Raw genomic sequence first — 24044 nt, 5'->3', positions numbered from 1 at the left:
CCCGGGGCTACATGCTGCGTCAGTTGATTTTCAAACGCTTGCTCAAGCCTCGCAGGCCATAGCTGACCCAAGGCCATAACAAGGCGCTGACCAGCGCAGGCAACACCAACGCCAGCGTTGGTTGTCGATTGCCGGTCAGGGCGCTGAGCCAGAGCTGCGCCAACTGGGCCAGCCCAAATATAACCAACAGAATCAGGCACTGCTGCCACATGGGGAACATACGCAACCGCTGCTGCAGGGACATAACCAGAAAGGTGATCAGGCACAACGTCAGCGCGTTCTGCCCCAGCAATGTGCCGTACAGCACGTCCTCCATGAGACCCAAGAGCCAAGCGGTGGTCATGCCGACCTTATGGGGCAGATACAGCGCCCAGAAAGTCACAAGCAGCGCCAGCCAGAGCGGACGGAAGATTTCCATGAACTGCGGCAGCGGCGAAACGCTCAACAGCAAACCGACGACGAAAGTGAACCAGACGACCCACCCGTTACGTTCCGGGGCATGACTAGCCATCGATTCTCTCCCGAGTGGCGGCAGGCGCGGTGGCCGGTGGCTTGGTCGCGGCAGGCTTTACAGGCGGCTTGCTGGCGGGCTTGGGTGCTGGCGTGGCCGGTGTTGCGGCCGGTGTTGCAGCTGGGGCGGCGGCAGGAGCTGCAGCACCATGGGCAGCGGGTACGGAATGAGCGGTCCCGGGGGGCGCGGCGGCATTATTGGCATTATTGACAGGAGCAGTAGCCGGTACGGCAGCTGGATCAGCACCTTTCTCGATGGACTCCTGGGCGCGTGCGGCATCGGCAGCGCGCTCTTCCGGCGAACGACCGTCGGAGAACACCAGCAACAGGTAACGGCTTCGATTCAACGCAGCAGTCGGCACCGCCCGCACGATAGCGAACGGTTGCCCGGAGTCATGGATGACTTCTTTGACGGTTGCGACCGGATAACCGGCAGGAAAACGCTGACCCAGACCGGAACTGACCAGCAGGTCGCCTTCCTTGATATCAGCGGTGTCCGCTACGTGACGCAGCTCCAGACGCTCCGGATTACCCGTGCCACTGGCGATTGCCCGCAACCCGTTGCGGTTGACCTGTACCGGAATGCTGTGAGTCGTGTCGGTCAGTAGCAACACACGCGACGTGTAGGGCATCAATTCGACCACTTGCCCCATCAGGCCTCGTGCGTCGAGCACTGGCTGACCGAGGACAACGCCGTCACGTTCGCCTTTGTTGATGATGATCCGGTGGGTAAAAGGATTAGGGTCCATGCCGATCAGTTCGGCCACTTCAACCTTCTCGTTGACCAGCGCCGAAGAGTTGAGCAACTCGCGCAGGCGAACATTTTGCTCGGTCAGGGCCGCGAGCTTTTGCAGGCGCCCTTGCAGGAGCAAGGCTTCAGTCTTGAGTTTTTCGTTTTCGGCGATCAGTTCGGTACGGCTGCCGAACTGGCTGGCCACACCCTGCATCAGGCGTTGCGGCAGATCGACGATCCAGTACGACTGCATCAGCACCAGCGACATCTGGCTGCGCACGGGCTTGAGCACGGTGAACCGCGCATCCACGACCATCAGCGCTACCGACAACACGACCAGCACCAACAGGCGCACACCCAACGAAGGGCCTTTTGCGAAAAGCGGTTTAATAGGCCGCTCCTCCGAAGCAAGATTCCAATCGGTTGTTGTTATTCATGGATACGCAACCGGCTTGAACAGGTGGAAAAAGTAACGCCATATTTTGGCGTCAGCCTAACGCATACAGGTAGCCAAATCGCTACCTGTACACATAAGGATGCATGATAGGTCCTGCTGGCGAGTTACTCGCTTGAGAGCAGATCCATCGTGTGCTTATCCATCATTTCCAGCGCACGGCCACCGCCACGCGCTACGCAGGTCAGCGGATCTTCGGCAACGATCACCGGCAGACCCGTTTCCTGAGCCAGCAATTTGTCCAGATCACGCAGCAAGGCGCCACCACCGGTCAACACCAGACCGCGCTCAGCGATATCCGATGCCAGCTCCGGAGGCGATTGCTCCAGGGCGCTTTTCACGGCCTGGACGATCGTTGCGAGAGATTCCTGCAGCGCTTCCAGCACTTCGTTGGAATTCAGGGTGAAAGCACGTGGAACGCCTTCAGCCAGGTTACGGCCACGCACGTCGACTTCACGCACTTCACCGCCCGGGTAGGCAGTACCGATTTCCTGCTTGATGCGCTCGGCAGTGGATTCGCCGATCAGGCTGCCGTAGTTACGACGCACGTAGGTGATGATCGCTTCGTCGAAACGGTCGCCGCCAACTCGCACGGATTCGGCATAAACCACACCGTTGAGCGAGATCAGAGCGATTTCAGTGGTACCGCCACCGATGTCGACAACCATCGAACCGCGAGCTTCTTCAACCGGCAGACCAGCACCGATGGCAGCGGCCATTGGTTCTTCGATCAGGAACACTTCACGGGCACCAGCACCCAGGGCCGACTCGCGAATGGCGCGTCGCTCAACCTGAGTGGATTTGCACGGTACGCAGATCAACACCCGCGGGCTTGGCTGCAGGAAGCTGTTTTCATGAACCTTGTTGATGAAGTACTGCAGCATTTTTTCGCAAACGCTGAAGTCGGCGATAACGCCGTCTTTCATTGGGCGAATAGCGGCGATGTTGCCCGGGGTACGGCCGAGCATGCGCTTGGCTTCCATCCCGACAGCAACGACGCTTTTCTGGTTTCCGTGGGTCCGAATGGCCACAACTGATGGTTCATTCAGAACGATGCCGCGCTCACGCACGTAAATAAGGGTGTTGGCAGTGCCCAGGTCGATAGACAGATCGCTGGAAAACATGCCACGCAGTTTCTTGAACATGGGAAAGGGACCCTAGGGAACGCGTGGGTAAAAAAGTGCGGCAAACTCTAACAACGACAGGGATTTTGGGCAAGGAGCCAATATGCTAAATTAGCTGTTTTTCCAAGCACGACCCTCGACGTTCGCGGCCTTCTGACCGTAGAAATGCGATAGTGTTCCTCAATCTACCACACGGATCCAATCCGTAGTCATTCCACTGGAGAAACCCATGGCGCTTGATCGCTCCGACGTGGAAAAGATCGCTCATCTGGCGCGAATTCGCCTGAATGACGCCGATATCCCGCGTACTACCGAAGCACTAAACAGCATTCTTGGGCTGGTTGACCAGATGCAAGCGGTCGATACCACCGGTATTGAACCCCTCGCCCACCCCCTCGAAGCGTCCCAACGCCTGCGCGAAGATGTGGTCACCGAGCGAAATCGCCGGGAAACCTACCAAGCCATCGCACCAGCGGTCCAAGACGGCCTTTATCTGGTTCCAAAAGTCATCGACTAAGGGAATGTGCCTTCAATGCATCAAATGACTCTGGCCGAGATCGCCCGCGGACTCGCCGATAAAAAGTTTTCTTCCGAAGAATTGACCCGTGTCCTGCTGGCGCGTATCACGCAGCTGGATCCACAGCTCAATAGCTTCATTACCCTCACCGAAGACCTGGCCATCACCCAGGCGCAGGCCGCTGATGCCCGTCGCGCCGCCGGTGAAAACAATCCATTGCTGGGCGCACCACTGGCTCACAAGGACCTGTTCTGCACGCAAGGTATCCGTACCAGTTGCGCGTCGAAGATGCTCGATAACTTCAAGGCGCCGTACGACGCCACGGTCGTGGCCAAACTGGCCGCTGCGGGCACTGTGACCCTTGGCAAGACCAACATGGACGAATTCGCCATGGGTTCGGCCAACGAGTCCAGCCACTACGGCGCGGTGAAAAACCCATGGAATCTTGACCATGTACCGGGCGGTTCCTCAGGCGGTTCGGCGGCTGCAGTGGCTGCGCGTCTGCTGCCGGCCGCCACCGGCACCGATACCGGCGGCTCGATTCGCCAACCGGCCGCACTGACTAACCTGACTGGCTTGAAACCGACCTACGGTCGTATTTCGCGCTGGGGCATGATCGCCTATGCGTCGAGCCTCGATCAGGCGGGTCCGCTGGCGCGCAGTGCTGAAGACTGCGCGCTTCTGCTGCAAGGCATGGCTGGTTTCGACCCGCTGGACTCCACCAGCATCGACGAGCCTGTACCGGATTACAGCGCCAGCCTCAACGGCTCGCTGCAGGGCCTGCGCATCGGTCTTCCAAAGGAATATTTCAGTGCCGGTCTAGATCCGCGCATTGCAGATATGGTCATGGCCAGCGTCGACGAGCTGAAGAAACTCGGTGCCGTGGTCAAGGAAATCAGCCTGCCAAACCTGCAACACGGCATCCCGGCCTATTACGTGATCGCTCCGGCAGAAGCCTCGTCCAACCTGTCGCGCTTTGACGGCGTGCGTTTCGGCCATCGCTGCGAAGAACCAAAAGACCTTACCGACCTGTACGAACGCTCCCGCGCCGAAGGCTTTGGCCCGGAAGTACAACGCCGGATTCTGGTCGGTGCCTACGCGCTCTCAGCTGGCTATTACGACGCCTACTACTTGCAGGCGCAAAAAATCCGTCGCCTGATCAAGAACGATTTCATGAGCGCTTTCGCCGAAGTCGACGTGATCCTCGGCCCGACCACGCCTAACCCGGCCTGGAAAATCGGCGCCAAGACCAACGACCCGGTCGCCGAGTATCTGGAAGACTTCTACACCATCACCGCCAACCTTGCGGGTCTGCCGGGCTTGTCCATGCCAGCAGGCTTTGCCGACGGTCTGCCGGTAGGCGTGCAATTGCTCGCCCCGTATTTCCAGGAAGGCCGCTTGCTGAACGTTGCTCATCAATATCAGCAAGTCACCGATTGGCATCTGCGCACGCCTGACGGCTTCTAAGGAGAAAACACAATGCAATGGGAAGTCGTAATCGGGCTGGAGATTCACACCCAGCTTTCGACCCAATCGAAGATTTTCTCCGGCAGCGCCATCGCGTTCGGCTCCGAGCCCAACACGCAGGCCAGCCTGGTTGACCTGGGCATGCCCGGCGTATTGCCGGTGCTCAATAAAGAAGCCGTGCGCATGGCCGTCAAGTTCGGTCTGGCGGTAGATGCCGAGATCGGCCAGCACAACGTGTTTGCCCGCAAGAACTACTTCTATCCTGACCTGCCCAAGGGCTATCAGATCAGCCAGATGGAATTGCCGATTGTCGGCAAAGGCCATCTGGACATCACCCTGGAAGACGGCACCGTCAAACGTGTGGGCATCACCCGCGCGCACCTTGAAGAAGACGCAGGCAAAAGCCTGCACGAAGACTTCAGCGGCATGACCGGCATCGACCTGAACCGCGCAGGCACTCCGCTGCTGGAAATCGTTTCCGAGCCGGATATGCGTTCGGCCAAGGAGGCAGTGGCTTACGTCAAAGCCATGCACGCGCTGGTTCGTTATCTGGGCATCTGCGATGGCAACATGGCGGAAGGCTCGCTGCGCTGCGACTGTAACGTGTCGATCCGTCCAAAAGGCCAGGTTGAATTCGGGACTCGCTGCGAGATCAAGAACGTCAACTCGTTCCGCTTCATCGAGAAGGCGATCAACAGCGAAATCCAGCGTCAGATCGACCTGATCGAAGATGGCGGCAAAGTCGTGCAGCAGACCCGTCTTTACGATCCGAACAAAGACGAAACCCGCGCCATGCGCAGCAAAGAGGAAGCCAACGATTACCGTTACTTCCCCGATCCGGACCTGCTGCCAGTGGTGATCGAAGATTCGTTCATCGAAGAAACCCGCGCCACGCTGCCGGAGTTGCCTCCGCAGAAACGCGAGCGCTTCCAGAGCCAGTTCAGCCTGTCGGCCTATGACGCCAGCGTGCTGGCCTCCAGCCGCGAGCAGGCGGATTACTTCGAGCAAGTGGTCAGCATCAGCGGCGACGCCAAACTGGCTGCTAACTGGGTCATGGTCGAACTGGGCAGCTTGCTGAACAAGCAAGGCCTGGAAATCGAAGAATCGCCGGTCAGCGCCGAGCAATTGGGCGGCATGCTCAAGCGCATCACCGACAACACCATTTCCGGCAAAATCGCGAAAATGGTTTTCGAGGCCATGGCCAATGGTGAAGGTAGCGCCGATGAGATCATCGAAAAGCGCGGCTTGAAGCAGGTGACTGACAGCGGTGCCATCGAGTCGATGCTTGACGAGATGCTCGCGGCCAACGCCGAGCAGGTCGAACAGTACCGCGCTGCTGATGAAGCCAAACGCGGCAAGATGTTCGGCTTCTTCGTCGGTCAGGCGATGAAAGTCTCCAAAGGCAAAGCCAACCCGCAGCAGGTCAATGAACTGCTGAAGAAGAAGCTGGAAGGTTGATTTAAAAGCTCCTGCCGGACATTCCCTGCAGGAGCTGTCGAAGGCTGCGAGGCGGTGTGTCAGACACATACCTTCGCAGCCTTCGGCAGCTCCTACAGGGAGATGCGGTAGTCTCAAAAATCTCAAGGATCGCAACCCATGCTGCGGCTTCTCGGCACCACAGCCCTGTTCACCTTCCTGGTTGGCTGCGCCAGCCAGAATCAGATCATAGATCCTCGCGGTTACAACGAAACCGGCAATGCCTCCTATTACGGCGCCCGGCATCACGGCAACCGTACCGCCAGTGGCGAACCCTTTGATCAGAATGGACTCACTGCGGCCCATCGCCAATTGCCCTTTGGCACGCGGGTCAGAGTCACCAACCTGGATAACGATAAGACCGTTATCGTCCGGATCAACGATCGCGGTCCTCACACTCGTGGTCGATTGATTGATTTGTCACGTGCTGCCGCCGAGCAAATCGGTATGCTGCGCAGTGGCACCGCGCCTGTGCGTGTACAAAGTCTGAGCGACTAAGGACGCCCCGAATTCTCGAACTCTCATCCCTGCCGTTTCCCGACGTCCTTCAATGGATATGCGGCCTGCTGTTGCTGCTGATCGGAGCCGAACTCTCAGTGCGCGCTGCCGTGAGTCTGGCAACCACCCTTGGCGTGCGCCCCTTGTTCATTGGTCTGACATTTGTCGCACTGGGCAGCAGCGCACCGCAAATGGCAGTCGGCTTGCAAGCAGCCTTCACCTCCAGCGCCGATATCGCTGTGGGCAGCGTGGTAGGCAGCACTATCTTCAATGTGCTGGTCACCCTTGGCCTGTGCGCCTTGATCATCCCATTGCGGGTTACACGGCAATTGGTACGCCTGGAAATCCCGCTGATGGTGGTCGCCAGCGCATTAGTGCTGGCCCTTTCCTGGAACGGTGTGCTGGGCGCTCTCGATGGCGCGATTCTGCTTGTGGGCCTGCTGGTCTACCTGCTGATCGTCCTGCGCCAATCCGGGCAGCGCTTTGCCTACCGCCAGTCAAGTGGGTCCGAGCACTCCCGCAAAACAGGCCAGGTACTGCTACGTCTCGGGGCATTGTTTACCGGGATAGCCTGCGTGGTGCTGGGCAGTCACCTGCTGGTGGCAGCGTCGGTGGTGATCGCGATGGATCTTGGTTTGTCTGAACGGGTGATTGGCCTCACCGTGATCGCAGTCAGTACATCCCTGCCCGCCCTGACCACTTCATTGATTGCCGCCCTGCGTGGCGAGCGTGATATCGCCGTGGGCAACGTGATTGGCAGCAATCTGTTCAATCTGCTGGGCGTGCTGGGCATCACCGCATTAATCGCACCAGTGCCGCTGTCCGTCTCGCCCAACGCGCTGGATTTTGACCTGCCCGTGATGCTTGGCGTAGCAGCCCTGTGCATGCCGTTATTCTACTCCGGCTACCGAATCACCCGGATTGAAGGGTTGATGCTGCTGACACTGTATCTGGCGTACGGGCTGCACATTGTGTCGTTTACCACCGGCATGCCGCTGGCCGACAAACTGGAGCGGCTAATGGTGCAATTTGTCCTGCCGGTGTTCGCGGTGATGATTGTCTTCAGCACCATCAGAGCATGGCGACGCCAGCACTAGATCCAGCCGCCCCATTGCAGGATAAAAATCCCGATATTGGTGGTCACCGCGGCCGCCAGTGTGGTGATCACGATAATCGCGGCCGCCAGCACATGATTGCCATTGGCCGCCCGGGCCATGACGTAGCTGGACGCAGCGGTCGGACTGGCGAAGTACAGGAACAGAATCCCCAACTCCGGCCCGCGAAAACCACACAGCCAGGCTGCCAGCGTAGACAACACCGGCAAAGTGACCATCTTCATCACGCTGGCGCTGACGGCCAGCTTGCCACTCTGATGCAGCGAACTCAGCGACAACGTGCCGCCGATACAGATCAGCGCCAGAGGCAGGGTCATCTGCGCAAGGTAATTGCCCGACGTCTCGATCCAGTGCGGCAGCCCGATCTTGAAGTAGGCGAACGGCGAGGCAAGGATGATGCTGATGATCAGCGGGTTGCCCAGCACGCTTTTGAACAGGCTCCACGGGTCGGATTTGATTACCGGGCTGTACACCGCGAGCACAATGGTCGAGAGCGCGTTGTAGAAAAGGATGACCAGCGCCGCAAGGATCGCTCCCAGGGAAATACCGTAGTCGCCGTACATGCTGGCGGCCAGTGCCAGTCCGATTACGCCGTTGTTGCCACGAAAGGCGCCCTGAACAAAAACCCCACGGTCGACCAGCGGCACGCGCCAGATCGCCCAGCCCCACGCAAAGGCGAAACCGGCCAGGGTGATGATGGTGAAGAAAATCAGCAGCGATGGCTGCAAGGCTTGACGCAAATCAGCGTGGATGATGCCGAGAAACAACAGCGCGGGCATCGTCACGTTAAACACCAGACTCGACGCAGTCATGATGAAACTGTCGTCGATCCAGTTGATGCGCTTGAGCAGCACACCCAGGAACAGCATGGCGAAAACCGGTGCGGTGATAGCCAGGGTCTGATAGAAAATGTCCAGCATCGTCGAACCCTGCCCCGTCGTTAGGTGGCTAATGATAAGCCAGCATAGACGATAGCGTTACAAGGAATTTCTGGAGTGCTTCGGTACAACCAATGCCGAGTGGCCTCTGTGGAAAATGCCAAGCCGTCACGCAAGCTGACATTACGACGTGGGACCGGCTTTAGCCGGGAAGAGGCTCGTATATCCACTACATCTTGATCGCCAGAAATGCAGCCTTCCCGGCTAAAGCCGGTCCCACGTCAGCTTGCAGATCTACATAGAATCCCCACAAGAGCATTCATCCAGATCCAGAATACTGTTTGTCTTCATGCGTCCCTGGCGGGCACCAGTTTTTTCTCGAACACCGAAACCCCATCCAGATCCCGCAAGGTCACGGTCATCTCCGAGCTTTGCCCGTCGATGTTCACTTCACCAAAAAACTGAAAACCGGCAAACGGCGAGGTGTTTTGCGCAGGCGGGGCCTTTTGGAAAACCAGTTCAGGGCCGAAGGTTTTGTCCAGAGCGTTAGGACCAAAGCTCCCGGCGTTCAAAGGCCCGGCCACAAACTCCCAGAACGGATCGAAGTCCTGAAACACTGCCCGGTCAGGTTGGTAGTGATGCGCCGCGCAATAATGCACATCGGCGGTCAGCCATACACAGTCGCGGATTTTCTGTGCACGCATATACGTCAACAGTTCGGCGACTTCCAGTTCGCGACCAGCCGCAGGGCCGTCCTGGCCGTTGGCAATGGCTTCCCAGCGCGCCACACTAGGGCTGACTTCGCCATCCGGTACGCCCAGACCAATCGGCATGTCGGCAGCGATCACTTTCCATTGTGCGGTGGAGTTCTTGAGCCCGCTTTTCAGCCAGTCCAACTGCGTGCGCCCCAGAAAAGCCGTGGTAGGCCCCGGTTTATCAGCCAGGTTGGCATCGTTACCGTCGCGATAGCTGCGCATGTCCAGCACGAACACGTCCAGCATCGGCCCGTAACTCATCTTGCGATAGATACGCCCGCCGTTATCCGCTTCCTGCAAGCGCATGGGCGCGTATTCCAGAAACGCCTGTCGGCCACGGGACGCCAGCAACTGGATGTCCTTGACCTTGTAGCGGTCGTCCAGTTGTTTGCTCGAGGACCAGTTATTGGTCACTTCGTGGTCGTCCCACTGCCAGATTTGCGGCACTTCCGCGTTGAAGCGGCGCAAGTTGTCATCCATCAGATTGTAGCGATAAGCACCGCGATACTCGTCGAGGGTTTCCGCGACCTTGCTCTTGGCTTCGGTGGTGATATTGCGCCAGATGCGTCCGCCTTCCGTGACGACCTGCGCCGGAACCGGGCCGTCGGCATAGATGGTGTCGCCGCTGTGGATAAAGAAATCCGGCAGGCGCAGACGCATGGCTTCATAGATACGCATGCCACCCACATCCGGGTTAATGCCGAAGCCCTGGCCTACCGTGTCGCCACTCCAGACAAACCGCAGATCCCGGCGCTGTTGCGGCACGCTGCGCAGATGGCCGAACCAGGGTTCACTGGCTACGCCCGACTGAGCATCTTCGAATTGCACGCGGTAGAAAATCGCCTGATCGGTGGGCAATCCACTCAGCTCGACTCGCGCAGTAAAGTCGGTGCGCTGATCAGCAAGGGCTGAAACCACACGACGCGGGTTGGTGAACATACTGCGAGTGTCCCACTCCACCACCATGCGCGACGGTCGATCACTGCGACTCCAGACCATCGCCCGATCGCCCAGCACGTCACCGGACTGCACACCGTCAGTGATTTTCGGCCGGTCCTGAATCGAAGCGATAACGGCTGGCGTCAGACCGGGCAAAAGCAAGCCTGCGCCAGCAGCCTGAATGATGCGGCGACGTGTCGGATCGAACTGAGTCATGGAGGGTCCCCTTGTTGAAGGTAAAGGGGAAAGCTAGCAGTGCAAGATTGGGGAAATATGACAGTGAGGCAGACATTGAACCGGTAGGAGCCAACTTGTTGGCGAGAGGCGGCGTGTCTGTCACATCGCCTCGCGAACAAGTTCGCTCCTACCCAGGCATTGCGCAGTCTCAGGCCTACTGCGCTCAAAGGTAGGAGCCAACTTGTTGGCGAGAAAGGCTGACGCGGTTCTTCAGGCATGCCGCCTCGCGAACAACTTCGCTCCTACCGGGGATATCGCATTACCAGGCCAAGGTGCTAATCACGCCTGCGCTGGCGCAACCTCCATCTCAGCCACTTCCGGCCGCTTGAGCAACGCGTACGTCACGCCTGTCACCACGCTCCCTGCGACAATCGCCAGCAGATACAGCAGCGCATGGTTGATGGCATTCGGGATCAGCATCACGAACAAGCCGCCGTGCGGAGCCATCAGTTTGCAGCCGAAGTACATCGACAATGCTCCGGTCAACGCGCCACCGGCAATACTGGCTGGAATCACCCGCAACGGGTCTTTCGCAGCAAACGGAATCGCGCCTTCGGAGATGAAACACAGCCCCAGCACAAACGCAGCCTTGCCCGCTTCCCGCTCGCTCTGAGCGAATTTACGGCGGGCGATGAAGCTGGCGATGCCCATACCAATCGGCGGAACCATGCCCGCAGCCATGGCAGCGGCCATTGGCGCATAGCTCTGGGACGCCAGCAACCCCACCGAGAACGCGTAGGACGCTTTGTTGATCGGGCCGCCCAGATCGACACACATCATTGCGCCGAGCAGCACGCCCAGCAGAATCGCGTTGGTGGTGCCCATGCTGTTGAGGAACACCGTCAGGCTTTCCAGCAGCCCTGCGACGGGCCCGCCTACCGCGTAAATCATCAGCAGGCCAGTGACCAGACTGGCGAGTAACGGGATAATCAGAATCGGCTTGAGCGCCTCGACACTGGCAGGCAAACGAACGTAGCGATTGATTGCCCAGGCGCTGTAGCCCGCGATGAAACCCGCTGCGATCCCGCCGATGAAACCTGCGCCGAGGGTGCTCGCCAGCAGACCACCGATCATGCCGGGAGCCAGGCCCGGACGATCGGCGATGGAGTAGGCGATATACCCGGCCAGCAAAGGGACCATCAACGTAAAGGCAGCATCACCCACTTGCTTCAGGATTGCAGCCAGGGTGCCTGGCTCCTTGAACGCCTCAATGCCGAACACAAACGACAGTGCGATCAGCAAACCGCCCGCCACCACCATCGGCAGCATGTACGACACGCCAGTCAGCAAGTGTTTGTAGACGCCGGTTTTCTCCTGTTTGGCCGGTGCAGTCGATGCACTGCCAGAAGATTCCACCTGAGCTTCAGCCAGCGCTTTTTTCAGCGTGGCGTCGGATTGCTTGAGTGCAATACCGGTGCCGCAGCGATAAATACGTTTGCCCGCGAAGCGCTCGGTAGCCACTTCAATATCGGCCGCCAGCAATACCACATCAGCGTCGGCAATCGCCTGAGCGCTGAGGGGATTACGAGCGCCCACCGAGCCTTGAGTCTCAACCTGAAGCTCGTACCCCAGACGCTTGGCTGCCTGCTGAATGGCCTCAGCAGCCATGAAGGTATGCGCAACGCCCGTCGGGCACGCGGTAACCGCGACGATGCGCGGTACGGCGCCAGTCGCTGCAGGCTCTACGACGGCAGATGCCTCGTAGACGTTGGCCTGCTCGGACGCCCGATGCAGGAAACCGTCCACGTCTTGCAGCGCATGGGCGGGAGAGTCCTGGAACAGACGCTTGCCCACAAAGCGGGACAGATCGACTTCACCGGTGTTGACCACCAGGATCCAGTCGGCGTCAGCAATTTCCTGGGCAGACAAAACCTGTGTCGGGTTGCGCGGATCAAAGACCTCGACGCAAGTGCTCCAGCCCATACGCTGGGCGGCGGCATCCAGCAGCCTCGCACTGAGAACGCTGCTGACCTTGCCGTTCGGGCAGGCTGTCACAATGGCTAATTTCATTACCTGGCCTCTCTTATTAAACAGCGCATAACCAAGTTGATTGGAATGCATTCTGTAGGAGCTGCCGAAGGCTGCGAAAGCGGCGTGTCTGACACACCTTATCGCAGCCTTCGGCAGCTCCTACACCGACCATGCAGTGGCCGGTTCCTTTATCTTTCCGCCAAAGTGCGAACGTTCACGCCGCCTTCGAGCTTTTTAAGCTGTGCGTTATCGGTAATGCCAAACCCGATCTGGGTCACCGCCATGGCAGCGATCGCCGTGGCAGTGCGCAGGGTTTGTTGAGCCGGATGGCCACTGAGCAAGCCGTGCACCATACCCGCCAGCAGCGAGTCTCCAGCACCCACGGTGCTCGCGACGGTGACTTTCGGCGGCAGCGACTGCAACGCGGTCTCGGCGCTGAACCAATGCACACCTTCGGATCCCTGCGAGATCACCACATGCTCAATGCCTCGGGCACGCAGGCTGGCGGCGGCTTCGGCCTGAGCGGCGATGGAAATGATCGGCGCATCCAGCGCATCGGCCAGTTCTTCGGTATTGGGTTTGATCAGCCACGGACCCGCCGCGAGGCCGGCACGCAAGGCCAGACCACTGCTGTCCAGCGCGACCTTCAGACCAAGATCCTTGAGACGGACCAGCAACTTGTGCAGCCATTCCGGGCTGACACCACGCGGCAGGCTGCCTGCAACCACAACCGCGTCAAACTGCGTCGCGATCTGTTCAACACGGGCATACAGCGCTTGCTGTGCCTCTTCGCTGACCATTGGGCCGGGGCCATTCAGGTCGGTGATACGCCCGCTCTGCTCTGCCAGCTTGATGTTGCTGCGGGTTTCACCCGGCACGCGAACGAACTCATCGACAAAGCCGCGACGCGTAAAAAGCGCCTCGAACGGTTGCTGATTGTCGACGCCAAGAAAGCCAGCGACGGTCACTTGATGCCCCAGATCAGCCAGCACCTGGGCAACGTTCAAACCTTTGCCCGCCGCATGGCTGAGCATGGCTTCGCTGCGGTTGACTTGTCCGAGTTGCAACGGTCCCAACTGCACGGTCAGGTCCAACGCGGGGTTCATGGTCAGGGTCAGTATCTTGGCCATTACAAAGCCTCCACAAGGGCACGCACTTCGGCGGCACTGCCCACCGTCAGCGCGTTCTGCGCCAGTTGCTTCGCCGTACTCAAATTCAATTCACGCACGCAGGCTTTGACTTCACCGATGCTGCGCGCCGAGACGCTCAACTCATCGACGCCAAGGCCGACCAGCACCGGTACTGCCAGCGGATCCGCCGCCAGTTCGCCGCAAATACCCACCCACTTGCCATTGGCATGAGCCGCACGCACGGTGATGTCGATCAGTTGCAACACAGCCGGGTGCAGGCCGTCAGCCTGTGCCGACAAGGTCGGGTGACCGCGGTCGATGGCCATGGTGTATTGGGTCAGGTCGTTGGTGCCGACACTGAAGAAGTCCACTTCTTTGGCCAGCACGGGAGCAAGCAACGCGGCCGACGGCACTTCGATCATGATGCCGATCTGCAAGTCCGCAACCGGGATTTCTTCCCGAAGACGCAGTGTCATGTCCCGCGCCTGACGCCATTCTTCAACGGTGCCGACCATCGGGAACATGATGCGCAGCGGACGATTGTCAGCGGCGCGCAACAAGGCGCGCAGCTGGCTCTCCATGACCTGCGGACGTTGCAGGGTCAGACGAATGCCGCGCACACCGAGGAAGGGGTTTTCCTCTTTGTCGATGGGCCAGTAAGGCAGCGGTTTATCGCCGCCGACGTCCAGCGTACGAACCACCAGAGGACGGCCTTGCAGATCGTCCAGCACGCGACGGTATTCAGCTTCCTGAGTCGCCTCGTCCGGCGCCTGCGAGTGGGCCATGAACAGCAATTCGGTACGCAGCAGCCCGATGCCTTCCGCGCCCTGCTCTACCGCAGCGGGTGTACCGGCGCTATCGCCAATGTTGGCGAACACTTCAACGGCATGGCCGTCGACAGTCAGTGCAGGCTCCATGCGTTTCGCGGCAGCGGCTTGCAGACGTTGTTCGCGGTTATCGCGATCTTCGGCAGCACGCTGCAATGTCTCAGCATCTGGCGCCACAGTCAGGCGCCCTTTCTGGCCGTCGAGCAACAGCACCGTTCCCGGCTTGAGCAACAGCACGCCGTCACCGGCACCTACCAGTGCGGGAATGCCCAAGGCGCGGGCCACAATAGCGCTGTGCGCTGTGGCGCCACCACGCGCAGTCAGAATGCCAGCCACTTGAGCGGGATCAAGTCGCGCCACATCGGAGGGGCCGACTTCATCCATTACGAGAATGTAGGGTTCGTCCGGGGCAGCAACGTTTTCGATGCCGCAAATCTGCGCCAGTACGCGACGGCCAACATCACGCAAATCCGCTGCGCGCTCAGCCAGAAGCACGTCCTGCAGCTGTTCCTGCTGACGCGCCGCGCTGTCGATCACATTGTCCCAGGCCGCCGCAGCGCTCTCGCCCTGTTTGAGGCGCAGGATGACTTCGTTGATCAGCTCGGGGTCGTCGAGCATTTCGACGTGGGTGATGAAAATCTCGCGGATCGCCTTGGCCTTGCTGCGCTGAATCAGGCCCTGAATGTCCTGACGCACTTCGTTCAGGGCTTTTTCCAAACGTTCGCGCTCGATGGCCGCCGATTCGCCCTGCAACGGGTAGTCGAAGGCTTGCAGCACCTGAATATGCGCAGGGCCGATGGCGATACCCGGCGATGCTGGCACCGCGGTGATTTGAGCACCATCCACCGGCGCGGGCATTTCCGGGGCGACGACTGCCGCAGCCGGTGTCGGCGATGTTGCGGTCGGTAGCGGTTCGACTTCTTCGCCCAGACCTTGCTCGACGGCAGCCAACAAAGCAGGCAGCGCATCGGCGGCGACACTCGGCTCGGCAATGAACTCCAGCACCTGGCCACGGCGAGCGCCCAGGCTCAGCAGTTTGCTCAAACTCTTGGCGGAGACCGCGCTCTCGCCGGTGTCCAGCACGCGAACACGAATATCGCCTTCAAACTCCTTGGCCAGTTGCGCCAGGATCTTCGCCGGACGAGCGTGCAAGCCATGGGCGTTAGCCAGCGTCACATGCTGGGTCGGCCATTCAGCAGGCACTTCACCGCCCAGTGCCTCAAGCACCGCGCGATTGCTGGTGGCGTGGCCCAGTTCATGGCCGCGGCCTTCAATCAGCAGGGAGCACAAACGCTCAAGCAACGTCTGATGCGCTTCGCCCAGACTGGCGAGGCAGAACAACCCGGTGAGCGGCTGCCCGAGATAACGAATCGGCTTGTCCGGCGTGACGAACGCCAGTCCTGGGCGTTTGACGGTCTGTTCGCTGTGCAGCCACCACAGGCCATCACCCAGAGACAAGGCTTCAACCTGCTGGAGCACGGCAGCGAAGCCGTTATCGACGCAATCGGCCTTACGTAGCAAACGTGCACCACGCCAGACCAGCTCCTCGAAATCGTCCGCGGTAACCCCAAGGCTGATCAACTGGCTATCAAGGGCCAGCTCTTGCGGCGCGCCTTGCAACAGTTTGAGCAGCGCTTCAGGGCTCTCGGCCTGACGCAGGGCTTCGCCAATATCGTTTTCGCCAAGGGCACGCGTCAGGAGTTGCAAGAGGCGTAAATGCTCGTCGGATTTAGCAGCGATACCAATGGCCAGATAGACCATGTGGCCGTCGCCCCAATCCACGCCCTCGGGAAACTGCATGAGGCGCACGCCGGTGGAAAAGACCTGGTCGCGGGTTTCGGGGGTTCCGTGGGGGATTGCGATGCCCTGACCGAGAAAGGTCGAGCCTTGTTTTTCGCGGTTCTGCAAACCGGTCAGGTAGCCGTCGGCAACCAGGCCATCGGCAACCAGCAGTTCGGCAAGCAATTGCAAAGCGGCGGGTTTATCCACAGCCGTCTGGGCCATGGATATTTGCTCAACAGTGAGCTCGAGCATGCCTGTCTCCTGTACAGCGCGGGCACGCGCCTGATTCTTGTTTTAAGGACGATCACGGTTTGATCGACAGCTTAGGTGATGAAACAGATAAACGATCAAAGGTATGCCTATGACAACAGCAACCAAAAAAGTTGCTGAAACGTTTAATCTAAGTTGCGGCACGTTACTCGATTATCTCTGCAGGTTGAAGAGCACGAGCTCCAATGTAGCCCGGCAAACGCAAATAAACCTGAGAACATTGAGGGTGGACGATGGTCTGCTGTGCAGATCGGCCACTTTCGGTGAGAATCTTCTCTGATGAGGCATCCATAACAAAAGGAATCACGAGTGAAGCTCAGTGATATTGCACGTCTGGCGGGAGTCTCCGTCACCACGGCCAGTTACGTGATCAACGGAAAGGCCGAACAACAACGCATCAGCAACGCTACCGTCGAGCGCGTTCAGGCAGTCGTCGAAGAGCACGGCTTTCGTCCGAACCCCCAGGCCGCAGGCTTGCGCAGCCGGCACACCCGCACCCTGGGATTTATCCTGCCCGACCTGGAAAACCCCAGTTACGCGCGGATCGCCAAGCTGCTGGAACAGGGTGCACGGGCGCACGGCTATCAATTGCTGATCGCCAGTTCCGACGATGACCCCGTCAGCGAGCTGCAACTACTCCAGCTATTCCGTGCGCGGCGCTGTGACGCGCTGTTTGTTGCCAGCTGCCTGCCCGCCAGTGATGACAGCTATCGCGAGCTACAGGATAAAGGCATGCCGGTCATCGCCATCGACCGGGAAATGGACGCCCGACACTTTTGCTCAGTCGTCAGCGACGACCACGACGCCAGCCTGCAGCTGACTCGTAGTCTGTTGCAGACGAAACCCAGGCACATCGCGCTGATTGGCGCCCGACCGGAGCTGAGCATCAGCCGTGCCAGGGCCAGCGGTTTCGAGGATGCGCTGGCGGGCTTCGAAGGCTCGGTGATCATCGAGCATGGCGATGCATTCAGCAGGCAGTGCGGCCAACAATTGATGCAGGATATTTTTGAGCGGCTGGGTGATTTCCCGGACGCATTGGTCACCACCTCGTACGTCCTGTTGCAGGGGGTTTTCGACGCGCTGCAAAGTCGCGCCGTGAACCCGGCGCAATTTCATCTGGGCACTTTTGGTGATACGCAGTTGCTGGACTTCCTGCCGCTACCGGTCAATGCCATGGCCCAGCAACACCAGTTGATTGCCAGCGCTGCACTGGACCTGGCCTTGGCTGCGATTGAAAAAAATCAGTATGAACCGGGCGTACATGCCATCGTGCGAACCTTCAAACAGCGCATTCACGAGGACTGAATGTGACGCTCATCGACACCCACACGCATCTGGATTTCGACGATTTCGATGCAGATCGAGCAGCGATTCTCGACCACTGCCGGACGCTGGGCGTCGAGCGCATGGTCGTGCTGGGGGTGTACGAGCGCAACTGGCAGCGTGTCTGGGACCTGACACTGGCGAACCCATCGCTGCACGCCGCATTCGGCCTGCATCCGGTGTACATCGACGAGCATCAGCCCGAACATCTCGACCAATTGGCTGACTGGCTGACGCGCCTGCAAGGTCACCCGCAATTATGTGCGGTGGGGGAAATTGGCCTGGATTATTACGTTGAAACCCTGGATCGCCCGCGTCAGCAACAGGTTTTCGAGGCGCAATTACAGCTGGCTGCGGACTTCAACCTGCCCGCGCTGCTGCATGTCCGTCGCAGCCACGCCGACGTGATCGCTACCCTCAAACGCTTCAAGCTCAAGCGCAGCGGCATTATTCATGCGTTCGCCGGGAGTCGTGAAGAAGCACGTGAATACATCAAACTGGGTTTCAAACTCGGCCTCGGCGGTGCCGCGACCTGGCCTCAAGCGCTACGCATGCATCGGGTTATCGCCGAACTGCCGCTGGACAGTATCGTGCTGGAAACCGACTCGCCGGACATGGCACCCGCCATGTATCCAGGCCAGCGCAACAGTCCGGAGCATTTGCCGGAGATCTGTGAAGCGCTGGCTGGGTTGATGGAAGTTGCGCCCGAGCGGTTGGCTGAGGTGAGTACCCGGAATGCCAACGAGTTATTTGGCTGGATTTGATTGAAATGCCGTTTCCGGCACGTTGACGTGGTACCGGCTTTAGCCGGGAAGAGGCCGGGACAGCCGCTGAATATGTAGCATTTTCCAGGCAGCTTTCCCGGCTGAAGCCGGTCCCACGTCATCAGCGTCTACTGTGTGAGGCATTCCAATTCAATGGAGTTGCAGCCTCCCCTCAAACCAGCAACGTCCACAACGCAAACCCGGCGTACCAGACAATCGCGGCGCGGATCAGCAACTCCCAGAGCACATCGAGGCTGTTGACGCCTTCTGCCCCCACCACAGGCGCAGGAACCTCTCCAGCCACACAGCCGACTTTCGCAATCAACTGGGCTGCGCTGATATCCCAGTTGAGCAGTTCATGCAACATCACCCGAGTGACCGCAACGAAGTTACCCACCAAGGCAAAGCTTGCCGCCAGCAGGCGTACCGGAATCCAGTCGAAAGCATGACGCAGTTGAGCGGCGTTTTCTGACACGCCTGGAGTCTTGCCATGCTCGGCAGCGAGCGCCAGCAAACGGTAAGCCAACGCGGCTACCGGCCCCAGCAGGAAGTACCAGAAAATCACCGCAAAGAAGCTTTGATAAGCCTGCCATAACAAGTGGCCCTGCACGCCTTTGAGCAAATCTTCGCTGTTGTCGGCCAGCACACCCATGTCGCGCTCGGCAACATGCACCGCAGCCTGCTCGTCACCGCGGCGGCAAGCGTCACGAAACGGGCCGAGCGCGGCAATCAGATCGCCACGCCCCAGGCTGTAGATCAACACCAGCAAATGCACCGGCAATGCCAGCCAGCCGTTGGCGACTGAACCCAGGACCACCAGAATCAATGCCACCAGCAACACCGGCAGCAACACACTCAACCCGAGAATCAACCAAGGGTGCGACGCCATGCGCGGGCTGGCTTCAAGCCTGGCCAGTTCAGACCGCCAGATACCATCTCGCTGGACACGCTCACGCAAGGCCGAAAACTTTTCGATCAAGACCGCCAGCAGTAACACCAGAAAACTCATTTACCTGTCCCTCACTTCAAACCTGCAAGGCCGCTTTGAAACGCGACCAGTCAAAAAATGGCCCCGGGTCAGTCTTTCGACCCGGCGCAATGTCGCTATGGCCACAAATACGAGCGCTGCTGATCGCCGGGTACGCTGACTGTAGCTGACGGGTCAAATCAATCAGGGCGGCGTATTGCGCGTCCGTAAACGGCTGCTCGTCGGTGCCCTCAAGCTCGATGCCAACGGAAAAATCATTGCAGGTTTCCCGCCCCTCGAAAACCGATACGCCAGCATGCCAGGCCCGATCCAGACAGGAAACGAACTGAGTCACCTCCCCGTCCCGCTCGATCAGAAAATGCGCCGACACGCGCAGATCTGCAATCCCTTCAAAATAGGGATGCTCGGTGACATCCAGTTGATTCTGAAAAAAAGCCTGCACCTTGCCGGTCTTGAACTGGGCAGGTGGCAGACTGATGTTGTGAATCACCAATAAAGAGATTTCACCCGCAGGGCGCGCATTGAAGTTGGGCGATGGGCAGTGATGGATGCCATGGCACCAGCCGCTTGCACAATCGAGCTGCATGAAGGTTCCTTGCGCGGATAAATCGACAGGGACAAGTATGCCCGCTATGAGAGAAATAGGGAGGGTGTAAATGGATGAGGATTGGGTAGGAAGGGTCTGGAGTTAAGAAATCCCAATGAGCGACTTATATACAGAGCCCCGTAGGACTGGCTTTAGCCGGGAGAGGGTCGGCCCATTCGCCACATTAGCTTCGTCAGGGCAAATGTCCTCCCGGCTAAAGCCGGTCCTACGGTTCGTGGCGGCTCGGCCTTACGCGCCCTTGAGCTTGCGCAAGTTACCCAACACCGACTCCAGCGCACGATCAAACAGCAAGGCGTCGTCGAGCATGCGGATGGTGCCGCGACGGAACTCCAGGGCCAGACCCATTCGGGTCTTTTCCAGGACTTTCATGCCCGTGCGGTTAACGAATACATAACGACCGCTCGGCTCGACGATAGCCGCCAGCTTGCAGCGCAGTTTGTGTTCTTCGTCTTCCTGAATTTCTACCCAGCCGCCCAAACGCAGCTTGTCGACCTGAGCCAGACCCGCGTCATCTTCCGGTAGACGTGAAGCAGGCTCGTTGAAAACCTGTTCGCCGGGGGCAATCAAGACGATCTCTTCGACCACCTGAATCATCGCCGGACCATGCGGTTCCTCGGCTTCGGCAGACTCGGACGAGCCTTGGGCCGCGTCGTCCTGGGTGCGCGAGAAATGCTGAAACGCCTGCACGTGCAGCACTTCCAGTTGACTGAAAAACTCACTGGTCGCGAACGGATCGAACGCGGCGCTGGTCAGGCCTTCACGCAGCGCTTTGAGCAAGCCCGGCACCAGATCCAGCAAACGCTGCCTGGCTTCAGGTTCTTCGTGCAGCTCGACACTCCAGACCAGATCATCCATGGCGGCCAGTCCAGCCTGCCACTCAACAGAATCATCACCGTGTTTGAGGCAAGTCAGCAGCAACACTTTGCTCCAGGCTTCCTGCAGCAAACGCACGACCACTTCAGGCAAGACTTTGCCGAGCAGGCGTTGATTCAATTCCTGCTGAACCCGCTGACGGGCCAACTCGGCACGTGCACGGCCTTCTTCGGCATCACGGGTGCGCTGTTCAAGCAATTCGCTGCGGCGACGCTCATCGCTGGTGAAAGCGAGAAAGTCCACCAACAGCTCGGAAAAGATCGCCGGATCATCAACAAAATCGTTCAGCAAACGCTGCACGATCTGCTCGACGCGGACATAAAGCGAGTCGCGCTGATAGTCATCACGACCGCCCCAGCCCAACGCCGCAGAAGCGATCTCATTGAGCAGACGTCGCGCCGGATGGCTGCCTCGACTGAAAAAGCTCTTGTCGATAACCGCAACTTTGAGCATCGGGATTTGCAGGCGACCGATCAACGCACGCAGCGAGGGCGGCAGATTGCGGTCATCGAGAATGAATTCAAACAGCATGGCGATCAGGTTGATGACGTCTTCGTCACCCACGCCCACCACGCGGAATTTGCCGCTCTTGACGCTGACACGGGTGAGCAACTGTTCCAACTGGTTGCGCAGATCGAAATCTTCCGGCAAATCCGACGAAGGAACATATTGCTGCATGTGCGACAACAGACGCAGCAGATCCTGGCTGGAAATCGGCCGGGCTTCTGCACTGGGCTCGTGACGCGGCACGAGATTACCGCGCACTTGCAGCAACAGCTCCTGCAAGGCCGAGAAAACGTCGTGTACACCTTTGTCGAGTTTGTCCGCTGTCTGTGCCAGAAGCGGATCGGCAAATGGCTCGACGCTGCGGCTAGGACGAGTGCTGCGATCAGTGGAGCGACGCGCTGGCACCGCTTTGAGTTCTGGCAAAACGCCGGTAGCGATCAAAAGTTGGTTAGCCTCGCTGTACAGATCATCAGTGTCAGCCAGCACGTACTTCTCAAACAGCTTGAGCACGATCAGCTTGACCTTTATACCCACGCCAAGGCTGCGCCCGGCCTGCAGGAAATAATCACACAGCATCGCCGGACCCATTGGGTTGGCTTCATTGGTCAGGGGCTGAGTGACCAACTGGTTCAGACGCGTGGTCAGTTGGGAAAGCGCAGTGCCGTCACGGCTGAGCACCTTGGTCACCATCGCATCAACGGCGACGGTCTTTTCCAGATCGTCGTTGTGCACTAGCGACAGTTTGTCGAACGACACCGGCGTCGCGATAACGGGCTCGGAGACCTGATACTGGCCCAGGCGCAAAAAGGCGTCATAAAACTTGTCGAGAAACGCACGCTCGATGCTTTTGCGCTTGAGGCGCAGGTCGCGCATGGCTTCAAAGAAATTATTTTGCTCGGAATTGCTCTGCGCACGATCCGCCATATCAAACAGCGTGTCGTCGGCATTGTCGAACAGCTCCTGCAAGGCGTCCTTGAGTTGCTGGGCGGCCTTGTCACGGACCTGCAGCAAAACGACAGGCAGGCGCGCGAGGGGCGAATGAGACGCCAGGTCGGGATTAGCTTTAGTTAACGGCACAACATTCTCGTCGTTTTGCATCAAGCCACCTGCCAGGCAACGTCATTGATCCCATCACAAGCCGGGCCATATCCCGGGCATGTGAAGCGACCCCCCCATTCATTTCGCCACACGTCAAACCTGTGACGTCAAATACAAGTCGCGACATTTAAAATATATCCGATCTGCCAGAGATGTCTTGTTCTTTACATTTCGTCTCCGGCTAGCGGATTGACGCGTGCAAGGATAGACCGCGAAAAACCCGTTCCATCGCAACGAAATGTAAAAAACCGACCAACTGTCATCCACTTAAGGACAAGCAAACGCCCGCAGTAGATGGGGCGCCGTGAGTTCCGGCGACGACCTGCTTTATACTCGGCTCACCTTAAATGGAGTCCGCTATGCCGAACCTGAAACTCGCCACCCTCACCGCAGAAATCGAAGCCAACGTACGGCGTGCGTTGCTGGAAGACGTCGGCAGTGGCGACATCACCGCCCAGTTGATTCCCGCCGAACGTCTGGCTAAAGCCACGGTTATCTCCCGGGACGCTGCGGTTATTGCCGGAACGGCCTGGGTGGATGCGGTATTCCGGCAACTGGACCCGCGGGTCGCGGTGCACTGGCAGGTGACGGACGGTGATCGGGTTCAACCCAATCAGGCGCTGTTCCATGTGGAAGGCCCGGCTCGCTCACTGCTGACGGGCGAGCGCAGTGCCCTCAACTTTCTGCAGATGCTTTCAGGGGTGGCCACTAAAGCCCGGCATTACGCAGACATTGTCGCCAATACCCAGGTCAAATTGCTGGACACCCGCAAAACCCTGCCGGGCCTGCGCCTCGCACAAAAATACGCCGTGACCTGCGGCGGTTGCCACAACCACCGCATTGGTCTGTTCGACGCCTTCCTGATCAAGGAAAACCACATCGCCGCCTGTGGCGGCATTGCCCAGGCCATCACCGCCGCGCACAAGATCGCGCCGGGTAAACCGGTGGAGATCGAAGTAGAAAGTCTAGACGAGTTGCGGGAGGCGCTGGATGCCGGGGCCGACATCGTCATGCTCGACGAACTAAGCCTCGACGACATGCGCGAAGCGGTACGCCTCAATGCCGGCCGGGCAAAGCTGGAAGCCAGCGGCGGGATCAACGACGACACATTGCTGGTAATTGCCGAAACCGGCGTGGATTACATTTCGATTGGCGCGATGACCAAGGATGTGAAGGCGGTGGATCTGTCGATGCGGTTGAG

The 24044-nt window shown here is 59.0% G+C and carries 19 protein-coding genes; 8 read left to right on the top strand and 11 right to left on the bottom strand.

Annotation, left to right across the window (positions count from 1 at the left end):
* Window positions 1–19: 19 nt before the first annotated feature.
* The 3 genes from mreD to mreB all read right to left on the bottom strand — a co-directional run bounded on the left by mreD (window position 20) and on the right by mreB (window position 2842).
* A complete protein-coding gene (gene mreD, locus H8S59_RS14775) occupies window positions 20–511 on the bottom strand; it encodes a rod shape-determining protein MreD (protein ID WP_087264911.1) in 492 nt (163 codons plus the stop codon).
* Complete coding sequence (gene mreC, locus H8S59_RS14770; RefSeq protein ID WP_425504580.1) at window positions 504–1586, bottom strand: rod shape-determining protein MreC; 1083 nt, start codon at window positions 1584–1586, stop codon at window positions 504–506. The genes mreD and mreC overlap by 8 nt, the downstream gene beginning before the upstream one ends.
* A 218-nt stretch (window positions 1587–1804) precedes the next feature.
* Complete coding sequence (gene mreB / locus H8S59_RS14765) at window positions 1805–2842, bottom strand: rod shape-determining protein MreB (protein WP_020292894.1); 1038 nt, start codon at window positions 2840–2842, stop codon at window positions 1805–1807.
* Between the two features lie 208 nt (window positions 2843–3050).
* On the opposite strand from mreB, the gene gatC reads away from it, so the two are divergent.
* The 5 genes from gatC to H8S59_RS14740 all read left to right on the top strand — a co-directional run bounded on the left by gatC (window position 3051) and on the right by H8S59_RS14740 (window position 7876).
* The gene (gene gatC, locus H8S59_RS14760) at window positions 3051–3338 is read left to right on the top strand and encodes an Asp-tRNA(Asn)/Glu-tRNA(Gln) amidotransferase subunit GatC (RefSeq protein ID WP_087264913.1); all 288 of its coding nucleotides are present in this window, start codon (window positions 3051–3053) and stop codon (window positions 3336–3338) included.
* A 15-nt stretch (window positions 3339–3353) separates the two neighbouring features.
* Window positions 3354–4805, top strand: a complete 1452-nt coding sequence (gatA, locus tag H8S59_RS14755; protein WP_187521878.1) for an Asp-tRNA(Asn)/Glu-tRNA(Gln) amidotransferase subunit GatA — start codon at window positions 3354–3356, stop codon at window positions 4803–4805.
* Between the two features lie 12 nt (window positions 4806–4817).
* On the top strand, window positions 4818–6263 hold the full coding sequence (gene gatB / locus H8S59_RS14750) for an Asp-tRNA(Asn)/Glu-tRNA(Gln) amidotransferase subunit GatB (RefSeq protein WP_095096485.1): 1446 nt from the start codon (window positions 4818–4820) through the stop codon (window positions 6261–6263).
* Window positions 6264–6401: 138 nt separating this feature from the next.
* Window positions 6402–6779 (top strand): septal ring lytic transglycosylase RlpA family protein, encoded by a 378-nt coding sequence (locus tag H8S59_RS14745; protein WP_095096488.1) that lies wholly within the window; start codon window positions 6402–6404, stop codon window positions 6777–6779.
* Between the two features lie 29 nt (window positions 6780–6808).
* Entirely contained in the window at window positions 6809–7876 is a 1068-nt protein-coding gene (locus H8S59_RS14740; RefSeq protein ID WP_187521882.1) for a calcium/sodium antiporter, read from the top strand.
* Here H8S59_RS14740 and H8S59_RS14735 read toward each other — a convergent pair.
* The 5 genes from H8S59_RS14735 to ptsP all read right to left on the bottom strand — a co-directional run bounded on the left by H8S59_RS14735 (window position 7873) and on the right by ptsP (window position 16665).
* Window positions 7873–8814, bottom strand: coding sequence for an AEC family transporter (locus tag H8S59_RS14735; RefSeq protein WP_095096492.1), 942 nt, complete (start codon window positions 8812–8814; stop codon window positions 7873–7875). The two genes, H8S59_RS14740 and H8S59_RS14735, sit on opposite strands and share 4 nt — an antisense overlap.
* 305 nt (window positions 8815–9119) lie before the next feature.
* A complete protein-coding gene (locus tag H8S59_RS14730) occupies window positions 9120–10682 on the bottom strand; it encodes an alkaline phosphatase D family protein (protein WP_187521877.1) in 1563 nt (520 codons plus the stop codon).
* Window positions 10683–10982: 300 nt separating this feature from the next.
* Window positions 10983–12713, bottom strand: a complete 1731-nt coding sequence (locus H8S59_RS14725) for a PTS fructose-like transporter subunit IIB (protein ID WP_187521876.1) — start codon at window positions 12711–12713, stop codon at window positions 10983–10985.
* 149 nt (window positions 12714–12862) lie between these two features.
* Window positions 12863–13804, bottom strand: a complete 942-nt coding sequence (gene pfkB, locus H8S59_RS14720) for a 1-phosphofructokinase (RefSeq protein ID WP_187521875.1) — start codon at window positions 13802–13804, stop codon at window positions 12863–12865.
* On the bottom strand, window positions 13804–16665 hold the full coding sequence (gene ptsP, locus H8S59_RS14715; protein ID WP_187521874.1) for a phosphoenolpyruvate--protein phosphotransferase: 2862 nt from the start codon (window positions 16663–16665) through the stop codon (window positions 13804–13806). The genes pfkB and ptsP overlap by 1 nt, the downstream gene beginning before the upstream one ends.
* Before the next feature lie 327 nt (window positions 16666–16992).
* On the opposite strand from ptsP, the gene cra reads away from it, so the two are divergent.
* Window positions 16993–17988, top strand: a complete 996-nt coding sequence (gene cra / locus H8S59_RS14710) for a catabolite repressor/activator (protein WP_095096509.1) — start codon at window positions 16993–16995, stop codon at window positions 17986–17988.
* A complete protein-coding gene (locus H8S59_RS14705) occupies window positions 17985–18770 on the top strand; it encodes a TatD family hydrolase (RefSeq protein ID WP_187521881.1) in 786 nt (261 codons plus the stop codon). The genes cra and H8S59_RS14705 overlap by 4 nt, the downstream gene beginning before the upstream one ends.
* Window positions 18771–18942: 172 nt before the next feature.
* Here the strand turns inward: H8S59_RS14705 and ampE are convergent, their stop codons facing one another.
* The 3 genes from ampE to H8S59_RS14690 form a co-directional block, all read right to left on the bottom strand.
* Entirely contained in the window at window positions 18943–19779 is an 837-nt protein-coding gene (gene ampE / locus H8S59_RS14700; protein ID WP_187521873.1) for a regulatory signaling modulator protein AmpE, read from the bottom strand.
* A gap of 16 nt (window positions 19780–19795) precedes the next feature.
* A complete protein-coding gene (gene ampD / locus H8S59_RS14695; protein WP_095096516.1) occupies window positions 19796–20344 on the bottom strand; it encodes a 1,6-anhydro-N-acetylmuramyl-L-alanine amidase AmpD in 549 nt (182 codons plus the stop codon).
* 249 nt (window positions 20345–20593) lie between these two features.
* Window positions 20594–22843 (bottom strand): DUF1631 domain-containing protein, encoded by a 2250-nt coding sequence (locus H8S59_RS14690; RefSeq protein WP_187521872.1) that lies wholly within the window; start codon window positions 22841–22843, stop codon window positions 20594–20596.
* A 359-nt stretch (window positions 22844–23202) separates the two neighbouring features.
* Between H8S59_RS14690 and nadC the strand changes: the two genes are divergently transcribed.
* Window positions 23203–24044: carboxylating nicotinate-nucleotide diphosphorylase (gene nadC, locus H8S59_RS14685; protein WP_187521871.1), on the top strand; the 842-nt coding region annotated here is incomplete at its 3' end.

It is taken from the genome of Pseudomonas folii (assembly GCF_014357575.1).
Lineage (GTDB): Bacteria > Pseudomonadota > Gammaproteobacteria > Pseudomonadales > Pseudomonadaceae > Aquipseudomonas > Aquipseudomonas folii.
The sequence above is the reverse complement of the archived record's forward strand: the minus strand, read 5'-3'. Positions and strand labels throughout refer to the sequence as shown.